The 21,041-nt window shown below is 43.4% G+C and carries 14 protein-coding genes; 3 read left to right on the plus strand and 11 right to left on the minus strand.

All coding sequences use genetic code 11. The annotated features are described in order from the left end of the window. The first annotated feature begins 1 nt into the window (after window position 1). Window positions 2–964, plus strand: a complete 963-nt coding sequence (locus tag ABD894_RS11970; RefSeq protein WP_345211270.1) for a helix-turn-helix transcriptional regulator — start codon at window positions 2–4, stop codon at window positions 962–964. 259 nt (window positions 965–1,223) lie between these two features. On the opposite strand, the gene ABD894_RS11975 is transcribed toward ABD894_RS11970, so the two are convergent. The 11 genes from ABD894_RS11975 to ABD894_RS12025 form a co-directional block, all read right to left on the minus strand. Further along, complete coding sequence (locus ABD894_RS11975) at window positions 1,224–2,231, minus strand: hypothetical protein (RefSeq protein WP_345211271.1); 1,008 nt, start codon at window positions 2,229–2,231, stop codon at window positions 1,224–1,226. 99 nt (window positions 2,232–2,330) lie between these two features. Next, window positions 2,331–5,459 carry an efflux RND transporter permease subunit gene (locus ABD894_RS11980; RefSeq protein WP_345211272.1) on the minus strand — a complete coding sequence of 1,043 codons (3,129 nt, stop codon included), beginning with the start codon at window positions 5,457–5,459 and terminating at the stop codon, window positions 2,331–2,333. Window positions 5,460–5,470: 11 nt separating this feature from the next. Then, entirely contained in the window at window positions 5,471–6,529 is a 1,059-nt protein-coding gene (locus tag ABD894_RS11985; protein WP_345211273.1) for an efflux RND transporter periplasmic adaptor subunit, read from the minus strand. Window positions 6,530–6,532: 3 nt separating this feature from the next. Next, window positions 6,533–7,867 carry a TolC family protein gene (locus tag ABD894_RS11990; protein ID WP_345211274.1) on the minus strand — a complete coding sequence of 445 codons (1,335 nt, stop codon included), beginning with the start codon at window positions 7,865–7,867 and terminating at the stop codon, window positions 6,533–6,535. 159 nt (window positions 7,868–8,026) lie between these two features. After that, window positions 8,027–8,788, minus strand: a complete 762-nt coding sequence (locus ABD894_RS11995) for a LytR/AlgR family response regulator transcription factor (RefSeq protein WP_345211275.1) — start codon at window positions 8,786–8,788, stop codon at window positions 8,027–8,029. Continuing rightward, window positions 8,785–9,795, minus strand: coding sequence for a sensor histidine kinase (locus tag ABD894_RS12000; RefSeq protein ID WP_345211276.1), 1,011 nt, complete (start codon window positions 9,793–9,795; stop codon window positions 8,785–8,787). Before ABD894_RS12000 ends, ABD894_RS11995 begins: the two co-directional genes overlap by 4 nt. A 128-nt stretch (window positions 9,796–9,923) precedes the next feature. After that, window positions 9,924–11,237, minus strand: a complete 1,314-nt coding sequence (locus ABD894_RS12005) for a leucine-rich repeat-containing protein kinase family protein (RefSeq protein WP_345211277.1) — start codon at window positions 11,235–11,237, stop codon at window positions 9,924–9,926. A gap of 202 nt (window positions 11,238–11,439) precedes the next feature. After that, entirely contained in the window at window positions 11,440–12,723 is a 1,284-nt protein-coding gene (locus ABD894_RS12010) for a cation:proton antiporter (protein WP_345211278.1), read from the minus strand. Window positions 12,724–12,737: 14 nt separating this feature from the next. Beyond that, the gene (locus tag ABD894_RS12015; protein WP_345211279.1) at window positions 12,738–13,550 is read right to left on the minus strand and encodes a serine O-acetyltransferase; all 813 of its coding nucleotides are present in this window, start codon (window positions 13,548–13,550) and stop codon (window positions 12,738–12,740) included. Window positions 13,551–13,768: 218 nt separating this feature from the next. Next, window positions 13,769–15,697, minus strand: a complete 1,929-nt coding sequence (locus ABD894_RS12020; protein WP_345211280.1) for a family 2A encapsulin nanocompartment cargo protein cysteine desulfurase — start codon at window positions 15,695–15,697, stop codon at window positions 13,769–13,771. Then, window positions 15,681–16,598, minus strand: coding sequence for a family 2A encapsulin nanocompartment shell protein (locus ABD894_RS12025; RefSeq protein ID WP_345211281.1), 918 nt, complete (start codon window positions 16,596–16,598; stop codon window positions 15,681–15,683). Before ABD894_RS12025 ends, ABD894_RS12020 begins: the two co-directional genes overlap by 17 nt. Window positions 16,599–16,971: 373 nt before the next feature. Between ABD894_RS12025 and ABD894_RS12030 the strand changes: the two genes are divergently transcribed. Next, window positions 16,972–19,437 carry a glutaminase family protein gene (locus tag ABD894_RS12030; RefSeq protein WP_345211282.1) on the plus strand — a complete coding sequence of 822 codons (2,466 nt, stop codon included), beginning with the start codon at window positions 16,972–16,974 and terminating at the stop codon, window positions 19,435–19,437. Window positions 19,438–20,107: 670 nt separating this feature from the next. Beyond that, window positions 20,108–21,040: a transporter gene (locus tag ABD894_RS12035; RefSeq protein WP_345211283.1), complete on the plus strand. Its 933-nt coding sequence runs from the start codon at window positions 20,108–20,110 to the stop codon at window positions 21,038–21,040. Window position 21,041: the final 1 nt, after the last annotated feature.

Genomic DNA, 21,041 nt, shown 5'->3' on the forward strand with positions numbered 1-21,041 from the left:
CATGATAGTTCGAAGCAGAATAGATCGATTGCCCGACTGGTTGTTCGTAGAGAACATCCCGGATACTTATGACCCACTTAGTAAGGTTACCGAAAGACGTATCGATATTACCGATGCCCCTATCGATATGCAGAATTATCTTTTATGCAGCAGCGGCCTTTTCCTGATGCACTCGCGCATGAAGTTTGCCGAAAATGTGATCATTGATACCGGTATTGAGGGCGAAAGCATTGTAAGCCAGTTTATCGCCTACCAGGTACCGGGTTCAAAGCTACCTTACCAGGGAGCAAGCAGGCATAATATCCGTTTTATTCCTAACTCCGAGTCGAGTTACGAGCTAAAATCGGGTGTGGAATACACCTACTTCCTGATCGTGATCAGCAAAGATTTTTATTACCGTTTGATCGATCGCCACTCCGTTTTGCATGAGGATTTTGTGCAGGAGATTGACAAAGGGATTTCGGCCAAGTTTTCGGAGGTGGATATGCGTGCCACCCCCGAGATGCACCGGATCATAGACGAGATACTCGAAAACAAAAAGACCGGCGAGTTCAAACGCCTGCACACGGAAGCAAAGGTACTGGAGCTGCTCATTTACCAGATAGAACAGTTCAACAATGAACATCTATCCAACGAAAAATTACTGCGGCACGAAGACATAGCCAAGCTGGAAATGGCAAGAGACATACTGGAGAATAACTTCATTAACCCGCCCATGCAGCGCGAACTGGCACTATCGGTATCCATCAACGAATCAAAACTGCGGAAGGGCTTCAAAGAATACTTTGGCTGCACCATTTACGATTACGTAACACGCTTACGCATGGAAATGGCCAAACAGCTCCTCATTGAGGACCGCCGTACTATTTTCGATGTAGCCGAAATGACGGGTTTTAAACATCAAACCAACTTCAGCATTGCCTTTAAAAAATACTTCGGCATATCGCCAAGCGAATTGACGTGATGGTTTAAACATAGTAAAACACGTCACCCGCACCCTTCTACGCCTAAACCTTATCACATTAAAATTTGCCTGTTTATCTCACGGGTGTTATGAAAAGTATTTCTCGAAACGTAGTGAGAGATCTTCTTCGATCTGTAAGTCTGCTACATACTTGAAGCAGAAGATTTCTCTTCGTTCCTCATCGAAATGACAAGCTGGTTTAATATTCACGCTGTCTCAAAACGTAGTGAGAGATCTTCTTCGATTTGTATATCTGCTACTATTTCAGGAATGGCAATACAGAAAAAGTAAAGTTCATATACAGCACATTACTTAGCTTATTGCTTATAAAATACTCGCTTGAGGTTTTGTCGCGATCAAATGCACGTGCGGATAGCGGGGTTAGTATACCTCCGTTTACACCTACCATAAACTTTTTGCCTAAACGATATTCTATACCCGGCCCTGTTTTCAGATCGATAGTGGTGTAGTTGGCATCGTGCGGTAAGTTTGGCTGGGTAAGGTTGAAGAACGCGATTGAGCCCGACAGCGAAGTGCCCAATGTTCCCGAAAGCCTGTCGGAAAAAGCTTTGCGTAACCCGGCTTGCTGCGGCAGGTTAAAATTCAATTCAATATCGTTACTAAACTTATGCCAGTAAGTAAATAACGGCACAACCGGCACCTTAAGCGACGGATCGATATTTAAGATAATCCCGACAGAGTACCTGGTAGTGGCGGTTTGTTTCAGCGGGAAAATAGCCGTACCGAGGTAGCTAAGCTTTTTTATGGAACTGGCATCATTGGTAACACCCAGCACGCTTGCCATTAAAAATACCGGCCTGCCGAATATGGAATCTCTGCGCTGAATACCGAACGAAAGGCCTACGGTTGATTTATCAGAAACAAAGTCGTTATTATTGAGCATGGGGCTAAAGCTTTGCACTTCCCTTATTTGTATGTGCTGCTGAAAGTAACTAACTGATGCCGAAAGCGAGTTTTTACCCCACGATTTAACGGGCACGTTGAACAGCAAGTTTGTACGCACCGTACTGGCCTTACCTTTAAACAGCGGGTCGTTGTAAAGCTTGCTGCTGATGTTGCCCCTGCTGATGATATCGGTAGAGATGTTTATTTGCCGTAAAGCAGGATTTTTAACAGCCAACTCCGACAGCGTGGCCAATTTAATGGAATCGGTCATTTTTTTTATAGTAGCTTGCTTGTCGGTTTGTGCAATAGTAGTAAAGGAAACTAATAACAATAAGCAGGTTAATTGATAGCGGATCTTCATAATACATGGGGAGTTAGGGATGGAGCGTAAACCAGGAACCGGTTAAACCGGAATAGGGATATTCGATTAAAACCGGCCCTGGCTGTTATATATTAATTGTTAATGATGGGCTTCTAAGCGTAACTGGGTGTCATCTACCTTCTTCTTTTTGAACTTCAACATCAGGTTTTCTATAATAAGGTACATAGATGGCACAACAAACAGCGTTAATATCATAGAGCTGGTTAAGCCGCCGATAATTACCCAGGCCATACCGTTCTTCATTTCGGCACCTGCGCCGCTGGCAATAGCTATGGGGAGCATACCCAATATCATGGCAAGGGTGGTCATCAATATAGGGCGCAGCCTTTCTTTACCGGCCTCAACCAGCGCGTGGGTAACCGAGTGGCCTTCGCTTTTTAAGTGATTTGTAAAATCTACTATCAGGATGGCGTTCTTGGATACCAGTCCCAGTAACATGATCACGCCTATCAGCGAGAATATATTGAGCGTTTGCATGGTAAGCGCCAGGGCAAGCAATGCCCCCACAAGCGCAACCGGGATAGAGAATAATACCACGAAAGGATAAATAGCATTTTCGTACAAGGCCACCATAATGAGGTAAACCAATACAATAGCTACCCCCAGCGCAAAAAACAAACTGCCGAATGCATCTGCCTGGTTCTTGGCATCGCCCAAAAACTCTACCGAAATACCTTCGGGCAATTTTACCTGGGGTAATTTCAGTTTAATATCGTTGGTAACCGAACCGCTGGGCCTGCCGGCAACGTAAGCGTTAACCGTAATTGCCCCAAGGCGATCGCTGCGTTGTAATACACTTTCGCCCAAGCCTTCGGTAACATCGGCAAACTGGCTTAGCACAAAGGTTTGGCCATCGCTGTTGGTAAAAGACAGGTTGCGTACGTTGTTGATATCCGAGCGGTCGTAACTATCCAAACCTATCAATATATCATACTCGTTACCGGCCTGCTTAAATTTACTTTTATCGTTACCGCTGAACGCGTTTTGCAACGCTGCCCCTACCTGGCTGGCATCAATACCCAGCAAGGTCGTTTTTTCGCGGTTCAGGTTTACCTCAACCTGTGGTTTTTGGTCTTTAACAGATAGTTCCACAAAGCGGGCACCAGGTACCGAGGCCACAATTTTCTTGTATGCTTCGGCAGTTTCACGTACGGCTTTCAGGTCGATACCTTTAACGGCTATTTGTATAGGCGCCTGGTTTGCGCCGCCTGTTATGGATGTAGGCGCCGAAGTGATCTTCACTCCCGGTATCACCGCATTCAGCTGCTTTTGCATGCGGCCGCCAAAATCTTCTGATGAAATGTTTCTTTCCTTTTTATCAACCAGTGTAACGGTGATCTCGGCGCGGTTACTATTATTGGTGGTACCGGCCACGCTTCCGCTTACAAAGCCAACGCTCGAAAACACCTTGGTTACTTCGGGTTGTTTCATGATCAGCTTTTCGGCCTGCTGGGTAACCATATTGGTTTGATAAATTGAGGCCGAAGGGGTTAACTCCAATGTGAGCAACAACTCGCCCTGATCGGCACTGGGTATAAATGAAGCGCCTATAAAACCGAATGGCACCAAAGCAATAGAACCGATAATAAGCAGGATAACGCCACCTAACAACCACCTTTTTTTATGCAGCACAACGGCCAGCATCTTACCATAGTCTTCTTTCAGGGTATCTAAAAAACGTTCGAAACCGAGGTTGAGCTTGCCCCATAAACTGTTCTTATTCAGCTCTTCTATCTTGCCGAATTTACTGGCCAGCATAGGCGTAACCGTAAAGGATACGAACAAACTCATCAGGGTAGAAAAAACTACCACTAAAGAGAACTCCTGCAACAGGTTGCCGATGATACCGCCTGCAAACGCAATAGGCAGGAATACCACAACATCCACCAGGGTGATGGCCAATGCTGTAAAACCTATCTCGCTACGGCCTTCCAGGGCGGCTTTCTCTTTATCCGATCCCATTTCGAGGTGACGGTAAATATTTTCGAGCACCACAATGGAGTCATCCACCAAAATACCTACCACCAGCGACATGGCCATCAACGTCATCAGGTTGAGTGAAAACCCCATAAAGTACATGGCGATGAAAGTTGGGATGATGGACGACGGCAGCGCTACCAATACAAACATAGAGCTGCGAAAGCTATGCAAAAAGGCCAGCATCACTATACCTACTATCACCACAGCAAGGCCAAGATCTTCCATTACGGCATTTGCCGATTTAAGCGTGTAAATACTCTGATCGGACGATACGCTGAATTTTAAATTTTCACTTTTATATTGCGATTCTATTTCGATGAACTTCTTTTTCACCAGATCGGTTACATCTACCGCATTGGCATCGGTTTGCTTAATAATTTGTACACCTATTGATGGTATGCCGTTAATATGGTTAATGGCTGTGGTTTTTGCCGTAGCATCTACTACCTCGGCAATATCCTTAAGGTAAACACTGCCCGCTTTTGGCCTTTGCTGTACAATAAGGCCGCGAATTTGAGCTACCGATGTTACATTGGCATCAAAACGGATAGACATTTGCTGGTTACGTGTTTCAATACTACCTGCCGGGAACGATTGATTGGCTTTGCTTAAAGCATCGGTTACCTGGCCTATTCCCAAACCGTAGGCTTTCAGCTTGTCCTGATCTATGTTTACCTGAATTTCGCGTTCATCGCCGCCAATAATATTTACCTGGCCTACGCCCGCCACATTTTGCAGCAAGGGCAGCAATTGCTTATCGACAAAATCATACAGATCGCGCGGCGACCGCTGCGAGGTTACACCCGCTTTAATTACCGGCGTTTCTTCGAGATTGATCTTGTTTACAACAGGCTTATCAATATCGTCGGGCAGGTCATTCTGTACCTGATCGGCCTTGCGCTGAATGTCGCGTTCGGCCTGGTCAATGTCGGTTCCGCTTTTTAGTTGTACAACCACGCTTGATATACCCTCCTGCGAGGTAGAGGTGATCTTATCCAAACCTTCTACAGATGAAAAAGCATCTTCCAGCTTTTTAGTTACCGATGTTTCCACCTCGGCGGCGGCGGCACCCGGGTAAACCGTACTAACCGATACCGTAGGCACCTCTATTTTGGGCAGCAGGTTATAATTAAGGCTGAAGTAAGACCGCGCGCCAAAAATGAACAGCACCGTAAAAATTACTATGATTAAAAGGGGCCGTTTAACGGCAATTTCTGTTATTGACATGGCTGCTCGTTTTATTTAGAAATACTTACCTGTGCGCCATCCTTCAGGTTGATCTGCCCGGATGTTACCACCACTTCGCCCGGTTTTAAACCGGAGGTTACCTGTATCATGCCGCCCATTTCAATACCTGTTTTTATTGGCTTTTGGCGCACTACGTTATTTTGCACCACATACACGCTGGCATCTTTAATGCTCTCTGTTAATGCCTCGCGTGGTATAAGCAATATATTTTGTGTCGTCTTCCGCGAAAAATCGGCGTAAACGAACGTACCCGAACGCAGCAGCGCGCTTTCTTTATTATCGGCCATAATCTCTATCTTATAATTATGGGTTTCATCAGCCTGCGGACTGATAAAGCTGATGCTGCCGTTAAAAACCTGCCCCGGGTAAACATCTGTAGTAATTTTTACCTGCTGGCCCTGTTTAACCTGGTAAACCTCCATCTCGGTAAGGTTAAGCTGTACCTTGGCTTGCGACAGGTTAACAATGGTTGCTATTTGCGTACCGGCATTGGCAAAAACGCCCTGTTCTATCGGTCTTTCAGATATGGTTCCGCTGGTTGGGGCTTTAATGGCCGCGTCGCTAATCTGCTTTTTGATCTGGCTCACCTGGTTGGCGGCGTCCAGGTAATTTTGATTGATCTCGTTTACCTTTTCCTGCGTGGCGGCCTGCCCCTGCAATAATTCAGTATAGTTTTGCAGATCGCGTTTTAACTTGGCGGCATTGGTTTCCGCCTTTTGCAGATCAAGCTGCGCCAAACGGGTATCCATTATAGCCAGTACCTGGCCTTCGGTTACGTGGTCGCCCAGGTTAAACCGTAATTGCTGTATGGTACCGCCGGTGGTTGATAGCACCTTTGCCTCTTTAAACGGAGCCAGGTTACCTGTTTTTATCAGGCTTACTTCCTGTAACTGCTCTTTTGCTGTGGCAACCTTTACAGGTATGCTTACTACTGAATCTTTGGCCGGTTCTTTCTTTTTATCTAAAGTGCTTTTGTTAGCAGCAAGCCTGAAGATGATCAGGGCCAGTAACACCACTACGATGAGGCTGATTATATATTTGCGTTTCATATTTTAAAGTGAGCTATAAAAGGTTTTAAGGCTGCCGCCGGCTTTTTCAAGATCGAGTTTGGCCTGGTAAAAGCTGTAGAGCGAGCTGAGGTAATTGTTTTGAGCGTCTTTGATGGAGTTGCGGGCGGTAAGCCAGTCTATCAAATCTGTAACCCCTTTTTTGTATTGCAGGTCGGTAGTTTTAAAAACCGACTCGGCCAGGGCTATGTTTCGCCTGTCGTTATCCAGGTTGGTTTGCGCTTTTATCAGTTTGGTACGTGAGTTTTCATACTCCAGCTGGTATTTACCGGCATCAAGCTTGAGGTTCTCTATGGCATTGAGGCTTTTGTATTTGGCCTGGTTATACTGCGCGTTACGTTTAAACATATCGAAAAGCGGTATGGTAAGCTTTAAACCAACGGCCGAAAAAGGGTTAAGATCACTAAATGCCGGGCCTAATGTGTTGCCGAAACCAACGGCGCCATAGCGTACATAACCTGTCAGCTTAGGTAAAGCGCCAGCCTTTATGCGGCTCTGGTCTATTTGCAGCAGTTTGGAGTTTACCTCCGATAACTGGTAATCGGTACGGTTAAATGCCGAAAATGAGCTGCTGTTGGTATTAACCGCCGCGGGCATAGCCACATCTTGCTGTGCCGCGCTATCAACTGGTAATACCGTATTGATAGGATAGCCCATTTCGTATTTAAGCTGATTTTCTGACAGGGTTAAGTTGCTTTCGGCCACGCGGATCTGCGATGACGCGTTGTTGTAATCTACCGTAACCTTATCCAGATCTTTTTGCAGGGTAACGCCCTTTTGTACCTGCAATTTCGAAATGTCCATTTGCTTATGATAGGTTTCCAGGTTCTCCTTCAGCAAGCGCAGCTGCTCGCGGTATACATATATCTGGTAATAAGCATTGCTGATGTTGTAAATAATGGTTTCTTCGTTTTGCTTAATGTTCAGATCGGCCTGTTGCTTGCTGAATTTGTTTGCCTTTAAGCCGTTCAGTAAGGACTGATCGTAAATAGTTTGATCGAGCTGAACGGTACCGTTGGTATTAAACTTTTGGGTAAAGGCCACCTTCACCGGGTCGGGGCCGAATACGCCAGCCGGGATAACTGATTGCTGAACCTTTAAATTGTCGTCAAATGTGCCGGTAACGTTTACCTTGGGCAGGTAATCGGCAAGTGCCTCTTTGGCCTTTGCATCGGCAGCCTTTTTTTCGTTTTCGTAAACCGTGTTGCTGCGGTTATTTTTTAAGCCGTAATCAATGCATTCCTTTAAATTCCATTGTTGCTGGGCAAACAAGTGGAAAGGCAGAAAGCAAATGATGGCCAGTGCTATGTTCTTTTTCATGTTTTGCTATAAGTGCCAATACTTTGGGTTACTTAATGGCGCAAAACTATCCCGGCAGGGCTACCGGTACCGGGATATTAAAATGAACGGGACAAAATGGGTAATGAAACGGACAAAGAGTTGAAGGTACAGATCAGCACTATACAGCAATGTAGCGGCTTATTGCTCCATCCACTTTAAAAACGCGGGTGCCCTCACCTTACTGATGATGATCTTTTCGGGTGACTCGTAACTGGTAACCACCACCAGTTTACGGTTAAAATAATGTTCGATGTTACTGATTATATCCCGGTTGAGAATAAACTTACGGTTGGCTCTGAAAAATTGCTGCGGGTTAAGCATGGCTTCCATTTGCTCAATAGTATACTGAACCGGATAGCTCTTGTTATTGCCTGTATAAACATAAACAACTCCGTTTGAGGCGTATATGAAGTAGATATCGGCTACCCGTATAGGTATTATCTTTTCGCGGTAGTGAACCAGTATATTTTGCTTGTAGCTGGTATCCATTTGTACCAGTACTTTATTGAGGTTTAACAAATATTGGTTACTGCTGATGAGGTGCTCTTTAAACCGCAGGTATTTTTCGAGACTGCGTTGCAGCATATCCTCGGTAACGGGCTTCAGCAAATAATCGATGCTGTTTGATTCAAATGCCCTAATGGCGTATTCGTCAAAAGCGGTGCAAAATATAACGGGAGCTTCCGTTTGTACATCTCTGAATATTTCAAAACTTAAGCCATCCCCTAACTGAATGTCAGAAAAGATGAGCTCGGGTGCAGGGTTTTCCTTAAGCCATTTTATTGCCGTAGCTACAGAAGGCAGTACAATTTCAACACGAATGTCGCCATCTATTTCCTCCAGCATGCTTTTCAGCTCCTTGGCCGTTTTGCTTTCATCTTCAATAATAACTACTCTCATTTTATTAATAATGGTAAAGTAACCGAAAACTTGCCCCCCTCATTTAGTACCTGAATGGGCTGATGAAATAACAACTTATATCGTTCGCGAATGTTTTTTAAACCGGTGCCCGTGCTTTCATCGGGGATTTTTTTGGGTTGAAAGTTATTTTCCACTATAAGCGCCGGACTATCATTAGTGGTTATTAAGATATGCAAAGGCTGATCGGGCGCTATGGTATTGTGTTTAATGGCGTTTTCAACCAGCAACTGTAACGAGAGCGGCGGTATCTGGTACCTGAAATGACTGTCGGGTATTTCGATCTTTACCTGCAAGGCATCCTCGTATCGTTCGCCCATAATGTACAGATACGAGCGGATGAAGGTAAGTTCGTCTTGCAGTTCGGTTAAATATTGCTCGTTAAAATTTAAAACGTAACGGTATACGGCTGCCAACTGAACAACGTAGTTTTTTGTTGGCTGATCTACCGCTATGGTTTTTAATGTACTTAAAGAGTTAAATAAAAAATGTGGACTTATTTGCTGTTGCAGCGATAACAATTGTGCCCGCAGATGGGCCTGCTCCAGTATCTCGTTCTCCAGTTTTGATGATTGCAGGGCAGTATTGGCATGAATGCTGTAAAAAACGATGTAACAGATAATACTCAAAAAGAACGCCCTCATAAAATGTATCATATACACAGCGCCGATATTGGGCGCTGTAGGCGGATCGTTTAAATGCGTAGTAGGTAAATACCTGGCAAACAAATAACTTAAGATCATGGTACCCGCAATGGCTGCCGCGTTGCTCAGGAATTGCTTGATGGTATTATTAAATGAAAACTTGTGCAGCAAAAAATAACCATGAATAAGCCAGCAGGTAATGGTGGTGGTTAACAAACGGAAGAAAAAATCAAAATACTCCCATAATTCAATCTGCCTTAAACTTATTTGCCTTAGTAATAAGCTGCTTACTGCAAGTATCCCGGTTAAAATAAAATACCACTTGATCTGATAGGCTTTAAACATTTACAAATGTATCTCAAAAAAACAGAGTACCGTAATATGCCCACATAGTTGGACAAATAAGCCAATGAAACGGACATAATAGCTTTTAGATAAAAAGCTATTACCACGAAAGTTTACCCCTATACTATTCAGATATCGCTTTGAAACCTACTCAGTTCATTGGCCAAATATTGAAAGCTGGGACGCAAAGCAACATTTTGCGATGTACAAGCATTACGTAAAACGGCTAGTTTTGTCAAAAATTCATCCTCGCCTTTTTCCCTGCACAAACCAAGCAAATCATCCAGTAAATGGCCGTAAGCACTAACTTCTATTCGTTGCGTCAGATTAGCTGTTACGGTATCCGATTGGTTGTAAAAGCAAGCTGCACCAAAATCACCGAACAACGTATTTCCCTCTTCATCTATTAATATATTATGGGCATAAAGATCGGCGTGCATAATACCCTTAGTATGTAGTTGCGCAGCTAATGATGCTATGGTTAAAGCTATTTTTTGCACCTGGAGTACTGATAAATTCATGTTTTCCTTAAAAACATCGCGGGTACAACTGCTAAAACTTGGCGGGTTACCCAGGTTAAAAAAACGTTGCGGAATAAGGTCCATCACGAGCCCTTGTTTTCCTTCGGGATGTGAGTCTATTTGCCCAAGCAGTTTTACCAAACCATAATGGTTACCTGCTGCCATATAGGTAAACATTTCATCTTCGGGGAGGCCGTCACTGGTAACTGCGCCTTTAAATATTTTAACGGCTATTTCACTTATTACATCATTAATTTGCCATTTGGCTTTTGATATAATACCCGATGCCCCTTCGCCAAGCTGCGTGCCCAGCTCCAGCTCCCTAAAATCAATAAAAGGTATAGTAGTAATAGCGGGCTGCATACTAAACGGATTGCCCGAAAATGCCAGCCACGAAAGCGAAGGCATAGTTAACAGCCATTGCGGTAACTCATTTAATTGGTTTGCAGAGATACGTAAAAGTGATAAATTAAGGCATTTACCAAGTTCAACAGGCAATGTATTTAACTTATTGCCGGCAAGCATCAGCTTTTGCATGCGGCTACAGTTGCCTATTTGAGCAGGCATCTCCGTTATGCGGTTATTTGTGAGTATTAGCCAGCGAATATTAGCATTAAGCGCCCTAACAGGCACTCTTTCAATGATGTTTGATTTAAAACCAACAATATCCAACAACGGACAATCAGCCAGTACCTCCGGCAAAACCGTGAACAAATTTTCTGATGCAAAAAAGATCTTGAGTTTCTTTAAGCGGCCGAAGTCGGCAGGTAATTCACTTAATTTATTAAATGAAAGGTCAAGCAGTTCCAGCGTATCAGCCAATTCGAATATCTCCGGTGGAAAATGCGAAAGCCCTTCGGTAAGTTTTAATGAAACAGCACCTTTTAATTCTCCTTTTTGTAATTGTTTAAGGGTTTGCATAGCTAATAAAAGGCACTGGTAAAAAGCAGAAGTATATATATCTCCGGCTAAAATACGCCTATGGCCAAAAGTACCTGTTTCAATGCGAATACAAAACATTAGAGGCTTGTTCTGCGGACATGTAATTGCCATGCAAACAACAGGAAAGAGCTAATCGCTATAAATCGAAAGATGCAATTACCCGTCTATCCGGTGCCGTCAATTACCCAAGGCTTTTATCCATTAGCTTAGCTTGTTTTACTAAGATCGCGCTTTGTTCCTTTAAAAAATAGTATTTCATAATAGGCCCCGAAATGATCATGGTAACAATAGTCATTACTACCAAACCTTCAAATACAGGTTCGCTGATGATCTTTGCCTGCAACGCCAGCAAACCAAGCACGATCTCCTGTGCGCCCCTGGCGTTCATACCAAAGGCTACCGCTATCGATTCATTTTTGCTCATACCGCTTAACGCGCTGCCTATGCCTGCGCCAATAAGCTTAGCCAAGCACGCTACAACCAATATAAGACCTACAATCTCGATGTCGAAATTGGCGATGAAGTTTAACCGAAGACCCACCGAGGCAAAAAATAGTGGCGCCAATACGAAAATGGTAAACTGATGCAAAACATGCTTATGCTTCTCGGTAAAATAAGCAGAATCATTGATACCTATACCTACCAAAAAGGCACCGAACACAGCCCTCACCCCCAATATTTCGGTAATGCAAGCACTGATAAGGCAAAGGCATACGGCCATAGTAAGCATACGGCCTGTTTTTTGCGACCTGCCGCCAAAGGCCAATGCCTTGTGGATAAACCAACGGCCGGCAGTAAGCATAAAGACCGCGTACAATACTACAATAGTAACCGACCAAAAAGAAGCTTCCTCTTTACCTGTATGCATCAGTTGAATAATTATCGAAAATAATATCCAACCTAAAAAATCATCAACCATGGCGGCGGTAAGCACAATGTTACCTATGCGGGTGTTCAAAATATCAAGATCGAGCAATATTTTGGTAATTACCGCCAGCGCGGTGATGGAAAGCGCGGTACCAAAAAACAGCGACGTAACCAGCTGAGTATTGAATCCATTGGCAAAGTGGCTATCATAAAAGAACCACACCGCGGCAAAGCCGATAGCAAAGGGAAATAAAATACCAGTAAGGCTGATACTGATGGCCTGCTTGCCATTTTGCCTGATCTGTTTCAGGTCGACCTCGAACCCGGCAATGAACATCAGCAGGATGATACCGATATTCGATATCCCGTCGAAAGCCTGAAAGGCGTGCGGGGCTGATAAAAAGATATTTTCGAACAGTGAGGGAAATAATAAACCCAAAACAGTTGGACCAACAATGATGCCTGCAAATATTTCACCGATGATAGCCGGAAGCTTAAATCTTCTACATAGCTCGCCCAATAAACGCGCGGGAATAAGAATAACGATCAGGATGATCAAAAAATGTACTACCTCGGATGAGCTGAGCTTGGCAACCATTGTTAAATAATGAGTTAATTGTTTTTTATTTCGACACGCAGTTGATGCGTGTTAAATACATGAGAGTAAGGCTGCACTGTTTTAGTAAGAAATACGCTGCCGCCTATAACGCTATTGTGGCCTATCACGGTGTGTCCGCCAAGGATGGTACTCCTTGCATAAATGATCACATTATCTTCTACCGTAGGGTGTCTTTTAGTTTCCGACAGTTGTTTACTTACCTGCGATGCACCTAAAGTTACGCCCTGATAGATGGTTACATTTTTGCCGATAACACTTGTAGCCCCTATTACAATACCGGTACCATGGTCAATACAAAATGGTACTCCAATGCTGGCTTTGGGGTGAATATCCACCCCGGTTTTACCGTGCGCGTGTTCGCATAATATACGGGGTAAAATAGGTATAGCGAGTTGGGTTAAACGGTGGGCTATGCGGTATACAGCAATAGCATAAAACCCGGGGTAAGATACGATGACCTCATGTATGCTGATGGCAGCCGGATCTTTTTCATAGATCATTGATGCATCCTGCCGCAAATCCTGGTAAATATTGTGCAGTGAATCGTAAAAGGCATTTACCGCGCTTTCCACTTCTACCTCTTTGGTATCAAGGTAACTTAATAATATGTTTTCCAGATCGATCTGGTTTTTTTTGAGCTGTCCGCCGTAGATGGATAGTTTATGAGCATGATTGTTAGGAAAAAGAAACTCAAACAGATCTGAAAGCCAGCTAACGCATTCTCTTATCTTGGGCGTAGCCTCCCACTCACGTTTATGGGTTTCGTAAAGGAGCGCTATAAATCCGTCCAGTTTATCCTCTTTCATGCATCAGGTTGTTTAAATTAATTTTGCGACCGGTCCCGGCTATATTTTAAACAGCAGGAACACAAACTTAATAAAATCTATAGATTAAGTGGAATTTTTATGCATTTCATCAACACATTATCATAGAGGGAGCGTAAATAATTACAGCATAAAGCTTTGCTTCATGCTGTAATTATAAATTTCTGTTAAAATGGTGTCTCTATTGCAGATCTGTACGATCAGCGGGCGAGCCTGTGAAGGGTATTAACCAACACATCAATCTCGGCACAGGTATTGTAAAATGCCAGAGATGGCCGTACTGTACTTTCAACGCCAAACCTGCGCAAAATAGGCTGCGCGCAATGGTGGCCCGAACGTACGGCGATGCCTTCTTTGTTCAGTTCGGCGCCCACCTCTTCGGTTTTATAGCCTGCCAATACAAATGATAGTACACTGGCCTTATCAGGAGCGGTACCTATCAGGCGTATGCCCGGCACTTCTTTTAGTAATCCTGTAGCGTATTCCAGCAGATAATGCTCATATTGGGCTATGGCATCCATACCCAAACGGCTCACATAATCAATAGCTGCGCCCAAGCCAACCGCGTCGGCAATATTGCCGGTACCGGCCTCAAAGCGTGAAGGCGCGTTATGGTATTGCGTATGCTCAAAGGTTACATCCACTATCATGTTGCCTCCACCCTGCCATGGCTGGGTTTCGTTCAGCAGCGCTTCTTTACCGTAAAGCACACCGATGCCTGTAGGACCAAATACCTTGTGGCCCGAAAATACGAACCAATCGGCATTAAGCGCCCTAACGTCAACCCTCATGTGCGAAACCGACTGTGCGCCGTCAACCAATACCTTCGCTCCTGCCAAATGTGCCAGATGAACGATTTGCGCTGCCGGGGTAACCGTACCTAAAGCGTTGGAAACCTGTGTAAAGGAAACCAGTTTAGTTTTAGGCCCAAGCAATTTGGTATACTCGTCAAGCAGTATCTGTCCGTCGTCATCCACCGGGATCACTTTTATCTTGAGGCCTTTTTTAGCGGCCAACTGCTGCCATGGTACTATGTTGGCATGGTGCTCCAGGTTACTAACAATGATCTCGTCGCCTGCATGCAGGTTTTGCTCGCCCCAGCTTTTAGCAACCAGGTTAATGGCTTCAGTTGCACCGCGTACAAATACTATTTCGTTAACAGAACCCGCGTTTAAAAATTCCTGCACTTTTTTGCGAGCGCCTTCATACGCGTCGGTAGCCCTGGCAGCAAGCTCATGCGCCGCGCGGTGTATGTTAGAGTTTTCGTGCTCGTAAAAGTAGCTGATGCGGTCAATTACCTGCTTGGGCTTTTGCGTGGTAGCCGCGTTATCAAGCCAAATCAACTGCTTGCCGTTCACATACTCCTGTAGTATAGGAAAATCGCGGCGCACCAGATTTACGTCAAACGGTGGCGTAATTATTTGGCTTAGCCCGACCTTTTTATCTTTTTGAACCGGGTTAACCGATGGCTTGGCAACCTCATTATTTAAAAAGTAAAAAGAGCTTTCGTTAACCGATGGTAAACCGGCAAACGGTATTTGCGGACTGATGCCTGCACCATTGCTATGTGTTAAAAGCGCACGTAGCTCGGCCTCAAAAGGCTGCTCCTGCTGATAAGGCAACTGAAACAAATTTGAAGGTACCGATGTAAATTGTTCCCCTACCGGTAATGTTTCAGGTACATTGTTAACAGGAATATCGGGCTGCTGCAAATAACTAAAGCCTATGTTCGGCGGCTGCACAGGCAAACCGGTACCGAATGGAAAGCCTCCATTGGCCGCAGGCGCGTTCGATGCTTTAAAATCCGGGTCATCAAAACTTGTTTGCGGATTTTGCAGATTCACCACACTTCCCTGATTTATAGCCGAAGGCGATACACCGCTACCCGCTACCGATTTTGGCAATTTAGCGTACTCATAAGTATTTGCCTGCGGAGTAATGTTTAACAAACTCTCATCAGGTGCAAAACTTTGTTGCAGCAGGTTATCGGGCTTTGGCAGATCCGGTTGGGATTGCTGCGCCTTTAACTGCTCCAAAAAGTCGCCCGGAACAGCTTTGAAGAACTGGTTGGCCAGTTTCTCCAGTTCGCCAGTGTCGGGCAGGTTTTCGTGATTAATATTTGTACTCATGGTAATTTCCCAGGTCAACGTCCTCTAAAACTGCAATAGCATCATCAACAAGCACTGCTAATGAGCAGTATAATGATACCAGGTACGATGCAATTGCTTTGTTATTGATACCCATAAAGCGAACCGATAAGCCCGGCGATTGCTCACCGGGAAGGCCCGGCTGGTATAAGCCAACTACACCGCGGCGGCTTTCACCTGTGCGGATAAGTATTATTTTAGATTTGTTGTTTACAATAGGCAATTTATCTGAAGGGATAAGCGGTATACCTCTCCAGGTAATAAATTGCGAGCCAAACAGCGATACGGTTGGCGGCGGTACGCCCCTGCGGGTACACTCGCGCCCGAACGCGGCTATTGCTAAAGGGTGCAACAGGAAGAAACCAGGCTCTTTCCACACTTTAGTGATCAGCTCATCCAGATCATCAGGTGTTGGGGGGCCAAGGCGTGTTTTAATTTTCTGTGAATCGGCAATGCTGCTTAGTAAACCATATTCCAGGTTGTTGATCAGTTCACTCTCCTGCCTTTCTTTGATGATCTCAATAGTTAGGCGTAACTGCTCACTAATTTGGTTGTAAGGCTTGCTGTACAGATCAGATACACGCGTGTGCACATCAAGTACCGTGTTTACCGCGCTTAAGTTATACTCGCGCGGGTTGTCAATGTAATCAACAAAGGTTGATGGCAGTTCACGCTCATCACGCGATGAGCAATCTACTTCTACATTATCGGCATCTTTTACCTTGTTTAACCGGTAAACTCCCGACTCTACAGGCACCCAGTTTAACAATAATGTTAACCAGCGGGGCGACGTGTTTAATAATTGTGGTACTGTACGTGTAGCGATGGCTAACTGCCTTGCGGCTACATCACCTAATGCTGTTTGTTTTGGTTTTTCTGCCATAGTATCTGAATTGTAATTATGATTAGCTGATTTAAAAGGTATCTATCTACAAGTATAATATATTAAATCTATAGAATTTATATACTATGCCGAATTTCTTTTCAAAATACAGAGCACTAAAACATAAAGTTACTTTTTAAATAAAGAAAATAGCAGTGAAAAGCAGTGTCTTAAAAAATATTTTTGATACTGCTTTTCACTCAATTAATCTACCTATCCTACTAAAATTCATGCACTTTTCACTTTATTAGTCGTATATTTTATAACATTTAATACATATGAGACGATTAAGCGAAAGCTTGATACAATAAATCGGAGCTAAGCGAGTGCAGTGACTTAATTTTACCGCGTCAATTATCGAAAACACAACTATATGAACCAATTCAACAAATTAAAGTTCCTCGGCATGCTGGCCTGCCTTTTTGTTATCGGCCAAACCAGCGCGCAAGAAAGGAAAGCGCCTTCTTATCCGCTGATTACTCACAACCCAAACTTCAGTATTTGGTCAAACACTGATGAGCTGCAGGCATCAACAACTACGCATTGGACTGGTGCCGATCATTCACTTTTAGGGCTTATAAATGTAGATGGCAGCATATACCGTTTTTTAGGTAAGGAAGAGGTGAACTACAAGGTGATATTACCTACATCAGACGAAAGCCCATTCACTGTTAAATATACCGAAACAGAACCAAAGGGCGACTGGACATCGGCAACAAATACCGATGGCGACTGGAAATCGGGATCAGCACCTATAGGCGACGATGCCAACACGGTAAAAACACTTTGGAAATCACATGATATATGGGTAAAGAGAACCTTTAACATTGCAAATACATCGGGCATTAATGAGTTGTTTTTGAAAATGAACCACGATGATAACATAGAGGTTTACCTAAACGGCAAAAAGGTTTATGAAAAAACAGGCTGGACAAATACATTTCAGTATTTCCCTATTAATAAGAGTGAAATTAAAGCAGGCCAAAATGTCATCGCTATTCATTTGGCTAATAGTGCAGGTGGCAGATACCTTGATTTTGGATTAGTAGACAAACAAAAGGATAGCGCTGCTAAGATACAGCTGGCAGAACAAAAAAATGTAGATATAACAGCTACCCAAACCATTTATAATTTTACCTGCGGTAAAGTAGATCTGAAATTGACATTTACCTCGCCGTTATTAATGAAAGATCTTGCTTTATTATCGCGTCCGGTTTCGTATATAACTTATAATGTAAGTGCTAATGATGGAAAAAACCATACGGTAAAAGTGTTATTAAGTGCGTCGTCAAACATCGCAGTGTTCCGCCCATCGCAGGAAGTTACCGCTCAAAAGTATGCTACAGATAAGCTATCTATCTTAAAAACCGGAACAGCAGAACAACCCATTTTGCAAAAAGGTGCAGATGATATGCGCATAGACTGGGGCTATTTTTATGTAGCAGCACCTAAAACAAGCGGTGCGGTTCAGTTTATTACTTCCGGCAATGAGGCTGCTGACGCTTTCAGAAATGGATCATCTGCCTCAACTGCTGCTCGTGGCAAATCGTTATCGTTAAACACCGTAATTCCTTTTGGTACAGTTGGCAAAACACCGGTTGAGCGTTTTATTGAACTGGGGTATGATGAGATATATGCCATTCAATATTTTAAAAAGAATTTAAGGCCATGGTGGAATAACTCCGGCAAGGAAACTATTGAGGGGCAACTTGCTGCTGCTGCAACCGAATATAAATCTGTAATGCAACAATGCGATGCTTTTAACAAGGAAGTATATGCTACAGCATTAAAATCGGGCGGTAAAGAATACGCGCATTTATGTGTAATAGCTTACCGCCAAAGTATAGCGGCCCACACTTTAGTAAAAAGCCCGGAGGGTGAACTATTATGGTTATCAAAAGAGAATAACAGTGGCGGATTCATTAATACGGTTGATGTAACCTATCCTTCGGCACCATTATACCTGATCTATAAACCGGAGTTGCTTCAGGGTATGTTAAACGGTATATTCTATTTTAGCGAAAGCGGGAAATACCCGCACCCATGGGCCGCGCATGACCTTGGCACGTATCCTTTAGCTAACGGCCAAACTTATGGCGAGCCTATGCCGGTAGAAGAATCTGGTAATATGATCATTCTTACCGCGGCTATAACCAAGGCGCAAGGCAATACTAATTACGCCAAATTACATTGGAAAACACTGACTACCTGGGTTGATTATCTTACAAAAGAAGGTCTTGACCCTAAAACCCAGTTATGTACTGATGATTTTGCCGGTCACCTGGCCCGTAATGCCAATTTATCGGTAAAAGCAATTGTTGGTATTGCTTGCTACGCGCAAATGGCCGAAGCTTTAGGAGAAGCTGAAACAGCGAAAAAGTACAGGGCCATTGCCGAAAGCATGGTACCAAAATGGATTGAGATGGCAGATGCCGGCGACCATTACGCGCTAACTTTTGATGATAAAAATACCTGGAGCCAAAAGTATAATCTTGTATGGGATAAAGTTTTAAACCTAAACCTGTTTCCGCAGAAGATATATAATACCGAGACAAAATATTACCTTACAAAGCAGAACAAATACGGGATACCGCTTGACAGCAGAAAAGCTTATACTAAAAATGACTGGATACTTTGGACAGCAACATTTGCACCTACAAGCGAAGAATTTGCAGCCCTTGTAAAACCGGTTTACAACCATGCGATCGAAACGGAATCACGCGTTCCGCTGAACGATTTTTATGATTCCAATACCGGTATTCGCGATAATTTTAAAGCGAGAAGCGTAATTGGCGGTTTTTACATGAAAGTATTATCCGACAAGCTAAACGCAAAATAAATCATCCGTAATAGTTAAACAAAAGAAGGCACGATAATACCGTGCCTTCTTTTGTTTTGGGATATATGATTTGCATTATCCTACCAAATCGAATACAAAATTACGCTCTTCGCCGTTTTCTTAATAGTAAGCGCGCGATATCATTCCGCTTCCGCGGAGATCCATATTTAGTATATCATAGTGCTACCTATTCTATATTGATACTATTTTATCAATTACTTGTATAAAAATGCTTTCATGCTTTTTTTATAATACAAAGTATTTATTTAGATAATAATTATAAACACAGGTATCTTGTTCTTTACTAATGGGTTCTTCATAAAGGCTTATAATATTATAGGGGGAATACATTTCACATATTTACAGCAAACACCTTTATACTTTTTATTCAGGTAAGGCTTGCCTGATTGTATTGAACCTTAATTAATATACTATTACAAATAAAGTTCGCGCAATTATTTAAGTACAAAACCTGCACTATTATAAAATTGCTCTAAAGGCTACTGTAACGCTATTTTTACAAAATTTAAAACTTTTTTAGTATTTTTAAAAAGAAGTGATTACTTTAATATCACTTTTAAAAAGATTTAAGACACACCTGAAACATCAGGGAGAACCGCCGGAATACCGAATACTTAATTAACTATATTTTAAAAACCTAAATTAAACTATGAACATCTGGAGCAAGTACATCATTACCAGTTTACTTATATCGGCATGCTGGCTTCATTCTTTTGCGCAGAATGAGCTGGATGCGGTAATGATGGGTAAAAACAACCTATGCGTAGCAGCAGCATACGGTTACAGCAGTTGGGACAAATATTGGGAAGGCACCTTTAAGCGCGAAAACCTCAATATAGGCACACTCACAACACGGTCGGTAACTACCATGCTTAATTACGGCATTAGAAACAATCTAAATGTAATGGTATCACTGCCTTATGTTTCAACCAAAGCGTCTGGTGGTACATTGGCCGGTTTAAGCGGTTTCCAGGATCTCTCCTTTTATATCAAATACCGTCCGCTCCGCAAAATATCCGGCAGCCAAAAGTTTTCCTTGTTCGCCATTGGCGGTTATGTAGTACCATCGCATAATTATAATATCGACCTGATGCCTATGTCGATAGGAATGGGATCAAATGTAGCTACAGGCCGAATCATTGCCGATTACCAGATCAGTAAGTTATTCCTTTCGGCTTCGGGTACTTATATGTATCGTAATAATGTGGATATCGATCGTCCATCATATTACACTACCAGGCAAATTAACTCGCACGAGGTAGAAATGCCTAACGCCGGGAGTTACCAGCTGCGTACCGGTTACCGCACAAGCATGATCATAGCCGAGGCCTTTTTTGATCAGACAAGAACCTTCGGTGGTTTCGATATCCGCAAAAACGATATGCCTTTTGTGAGCAACAAAATGAACACCACCAACATTGGTTTTGAAGGCAAGTATTACCTGAAGCAGCTGCCCGAGCTGGGTATACACGCTATGGCCTGGCGTACGCTTGCCGGTCGTAATGTAGGCCAGGCAAAGGGTTTTATGGCCGGTCTATTATATAATATCAGAATTGCAAAACATCCAATTGTACGTCAATAAT

Source organism: Mucilaginibacter gynuensis, from assembly GCF_039541195.1.
Lineage (GTDB): Bacteria > Bacteroidota > Bacteroidia > Sphingobacteriales > Sphingobacteriaceae > Mucilaginibacter > Mucilaginibacter gynuensis.

What these genes read in the sequence shown, in the direction of transcription:
- ABD894_RS11975 (WP_345211271.1), bottom strand. Translation starts at nt 2,231, where the DNA reads ATGAAGATCCGCTATCAATTAACCTGCTTATTGTTATTAGTTTCCTTT.
- ABD894_RS12025 (WP_345211281.1), bottom strand. Translation starts at nt 16,598, where the DNA reads ATGGCAGAAAAACCAAAACAAACAGCATTAGGTGATGTAGCCGCAAGG.
- ABD894_RS12010 (WP_345211278.1), bottom strand. Translation starts at nt 12,723, where the DNA reads ATGGTTGCCAAGCTCAGCTCATCCGAGGTAGTACATTTTTTGATCATC.
- ABD894_RS12005 (WP_345211277.1), bottom strand. Translation starts at nt 11,237, where the DNA reads ATGCAAACCCTTAAACAATTACAAAAAGGAGAATTAAAAGGTGCTGTT.
- ABD894_RS12020 (WP_345211280.1), bottom strand. Translation starts at nt 15,697, where the DNA reads ATGAGTACAAATATTAATCACGAAAACCTGCCCGACACTGGCGAACTG.
- ABD894_RS12000 (WP_345211276.1), bottom strand. Translation starts at nt 9,795, where the DNA reads ATGTTTAAAGCCTATCAGATCAAGTGGTATTTTATTTTAACCGGGATA.
- ABD894_RS11970 (WP_345211270.1), top strand. Translation starts at nt 2, where the DNA reads ATGATAGTTCGAAGCAGAATAGATCGATTGCCCGACTGGTTGTTCGTA.
- ABD894_RS12035 (WP_345211283.1), top strand. Translation starts at nt 20,108, where the DNA reads ATGAACATCTGGAGCAAGTACATCATTACCAGTTTACTTATATCGGCA.
- ABD894_RS11985 (WP_345211273.1), bottom strand. Translation starts at nt 6,529, where the DNA reads ATGAAACGCAAATATATAATCAGCCTCATCGTAGTGGTGTTACTGGCC.
- ABD894_RS12015 (WP_345211279.1), bottom strand. Translation starts at nt 13,550, where the DNA reads ATGAAAGAGGATAAACTGGACGGATTTATAGCGCTCCTTTACGAAACC.
- ABD894_RS11990 (WP_345211274.1), bottom strand. Translation starts at nt 7,867, where the DNA reads ATGAAAAAGAACATAGCACTGGCCATCATTTGCTTTCTGCCTTTCCAC.
- ABD894_RS12030 (WP_345211282.1), top strand. Translation starts at nt 16,972, where the DNA reads ATGAACCAATTCAACAAATTAAAGTTCCTCGGCATGCTGGCCTGCCTT.
- ABD894_RS11995 (WP_345211275.1), bottom strand. Translation starts at nt 8,788, where the DNA reads ATGAGAGTAGTTATTATTGAAGATGAAAGCAAAACGGCCAAGGAGCTG.
- ABD894_RS11980 (WP_345211272.1), bottom strand. Translation starts at nt 5,459, where the DNA reads ATGTCAATAACAGAAATTGCCGTTAAACGGCCCCTTTTAATCATAGTA.